The following is a 3,213-nucleotide window of genomic DNA, read 5'->3' as shown; positions in this document are numbered from 1 at the left end:
AGTCCTACTTTCGTACCTGCTCCACCCGTCGGTGTCGCAGTCAAGCCCTCTTCTGCCTTTGCACTCTGCGGATGGTTCCCAACCATCCTGAGAGGACCTTTGAGCGCCTCCGATACTCTTTCGGAGGCGACCGCCCCAGTCAAACTCCCCACCTGACATTGTCCGCTGACCAGATCCATGGCCTCGCGTTAGAAATCCAGTACGACAGGAGTGGTATCCCAACAGCGACTCTGTGACAACTGGCGTCATCACTTCTCAGTCTCCCACCTATCCTGTACATGCCGTACCGAATCCCAGTATCAAGCTGGAGTAAAGCTCCATGGGGTCTTTCCGTCCTGGCGCAGGTAACCAGCATCTTCACTGGTACTTCAATTTCACCGAGTCCATTGTTGAGACAGCGCCCAAATCATTACGCCTTTCGTGCGGGTCGGAACTTACCCGACAAGGAATTTCGCTACCTTAGGACCGTTATAGTTACGGCCGCCGTTTACTGGGGCTTCAATTCATACCTTCGCTTGCGCTAAGCACTCCTCTTAACCTTCCAGCACCGGGCAGGCGTCACCCCCTATACATCATCTTACGATTTAGCAGAGAGCTGTGTTTTTGATAAACAGTTGCTTGGGCCTATTCACTGCGGCTGACTTCCAGTCAGCGCCCCTTCTCCCGAAGTTACGGGGCCATTTTGCCGAGTTCCTTAACGAGAGTTCTCTCGATCACCTGAGGCTACTCGCCTCGACTACCTGTGTCGGTTTGCGGTACGGGTAGAGTATACGTATCGCTAGAAGCTTTTCTTGGCAGTGTGACGTCTCTAACTTCGCTACTTAACTTCGCTCCCCTTCACAGCTCAATGTTATAGATGTAAGCATTTGACTCACATCACACCTCACTGCTTAGCCGGACTCTTCCAGTCGTCCGGTTTAGTTAGCCTACTGCGTCCCTCCATCACTATATACTCTAGTACAGGAATATCAACCTGTTGTCCATCGGATACACCCTTCGGTCTCTCCTTAGGTCCCGACTAACCCAGGGCGGACGAGCCTTCCCCTGGAATCCTTAGTCTTACGGTGGACAGGATTCTCACCTGTCTTTCGCTACTCATACCGGCATTCTCACTTCTATGCGTTCCAGCACTCTTCACAGTATACCTTCATCACACATAGAACGCTCTCCTACCATTACCTTAACGGTAATCCACAGCTTCGGTAAACTGTTTTAGCCCCGGTACATTTTCGGCGCAGGGTCACTCGACTAGTGAGCTATTACGCACTCTTTGAATGAATAGCTGCTTCTAAGCTAACATCCTAGTTGTCTGTGCAACCCCACATCCTTTTCCACTTAACAGTTATTTGGGGACCTTAGCTGGTGGTCTGGGCTGTTTCCCTTTCGACTACGGATCTTAGCACTCGCAGTCTGACTGCCGATCATATCTCATTGGCATTCGGAGTTTATCTGAGATTGGTAATCCGGGATGGACCCCTCACCCAAACAGTGCTCTACCTCCAAGAGACTTCATATCGACGCTAGCCCTAAAGCTATTTCGGAGAGAACCAGCTATCTCCAAGTTCGTTTGGAATTTCTCCGCTACCCACAAGTCATCCAAGCACTTTTCAACGTGCCCTGGTTCGGTCCTCCAGTGCGTCTTACCGCACCTTCAACCTGCTCATGGGTAGGTCACATGGTTTCGGGTCTACGTCCACGTACTTGCGCCCTATTAAGACTCGGTTTCCCTTCGGCTCCGTCTCTTCAACTTAACCTCGCACGTAAACGTAACTCGCCGGTTCATTCTACAAAAGGCACGCTCTCACCCATTAACGGGCTCGAACTTCTTGTAGGCACACGGTTTCAGGTTCTCTTTCACTCCCCTCCCGGGGTGCTTTTCACCTTTCCCTCACGGTACTGGTTCACTATCGGTCACTAGTGAGTATTTAGGGTTGGGAGATGGTCCTCCCAGATTCCGACGAGATTCCTCGTGTCTCGCCGTACTCAGGATACTGCTAGGGTTAAAGACTATTTCGAATACGAGGCTATTACTCTCTGTGGCGACCCTTCCCAAGGCCTTCTTCTATAATCTTGTCGTCCCACAACGCAGTCCTACAACCCCGAAGAGTAAACTCTTCGGTTTGCCCTCCTGCCTTTTCGCTCGCCGCTACTCAGGCAATCGCGTTTGCTTTCTCTTCCTGCAGCTACTTAGATGTTTCAGTTCACTGCGTCTTCCTTCTCATAACCTTAACAGTTATGGATACTAGCCATTAGCTAGTGGGTTCCCCCATTCGGACATCTCTGGATCTTTGCTTACTTACAGCTCCCCAAAGCATTTCGTCGTTTGTCACGTCCTTCTTCGGCTTCTAGTGCCAAGGCATCCACCGTGCGCCCTTATTAACTTAACCTTATTTTTTCTTAAACTCGTTATCACAGCGTTTCGGTTTATTTCTTGTTACTTTCTTACAATCTTTTTTGATTGCGGAATGTGATATAGTTATTCAATTTTCAATGGACAAGATGATGATATTAAATTTGTATTCTAATATCAATTAAAACAAGATCTACAAAGTTGAACACCAGACTAACTTCTTAGGAAAAAAGATAAATCTCCTTGTGTGACAAACACACACAGCGTCGATTTCCTATTTTTCTACAGAAGTTTTCGGTAAACCGAACCGTCTGTTAGTATCCTGTTTTAATGGAGCCTAGCGGGATCGAACCGCTGACCTCCTGCGTGCAAAGCAGGCGCTCTCCCAGCTGAGCTAAGGCCCCGTACACTATAAATGTACTTGGATATGTATACTCTTATCAATGGTCTGTATGAAGCCAAACTGTATTCGAACTAAAACCCTAGTGAAAAAGAATCACTTCCTTGAGTCCTAATGACTCTGCGTCAGTTCCCTATTGTCATACGGGTTTCTTAACGTTCTCATGACTTGTTTCAAGACCTCTCAAAACTAAATAAGACTTCCAAACGTGCTTCCATTTTTCCTTAGAAAGGAGGTGATCCAGCCGCACCTTCCGATACGGCTACCTTGTTACGACTTCACCCCAATCATCTATCCCACCTTAGGCGGCTGGCTCCTTAACGGTTACCTCACCGACTTCGGGTGTTACAAACTCTCGTGGTGTGACGGGCGGTGTGTACAAGGCCCGGGAACGTATTCACCGCGGCGTGCTGATCCGCGATTACTAGCGATTCCGACTTCATGTAGGCGAGTTGCAGCCTAC

At 48.8% G+C, this 3,213-nt stretch carries 1 tRNA gene and 2 rRNA genes; all 3 read right to left on the bottom strand.

Features of this window, described 5'->3' with window-relative positions:
* A 23S ribosomal RNA gene (locus VIR50_RS09900) occupies positions 1-2,387 on the bottom strand; the annotation flags it as partial.
* Positions 2,388-2,681: 294 nt separating this feature from the next.
* A tRNA-Ala gene (locus VIR50_RS09895) sits at positions 2,682-2,754 on the bottom strand.
* A 224-nt stretch (positions 2,755-2,978) separates the two neighbouring features.
* A 16S ribosomal RNA gene (locus VIR50_RS09890) occupies positions 2,979-3,213 on the bottom strand; the annotation flags it as partial.

Origin of the sequence: Prevotella sp. (assembly GCF_036570325.1) — a bacterium.
Lineage (GTDB): Bacteria > Bacteroidota > Bacteroidia > Bacteroidales > Bacteroidaceae > Prevotella.
The sequence above is the reverse complement of the archived record's forward strand: the minus strand, read 5'-3'. Positions and strand labels throughout refer to the sequence as shown.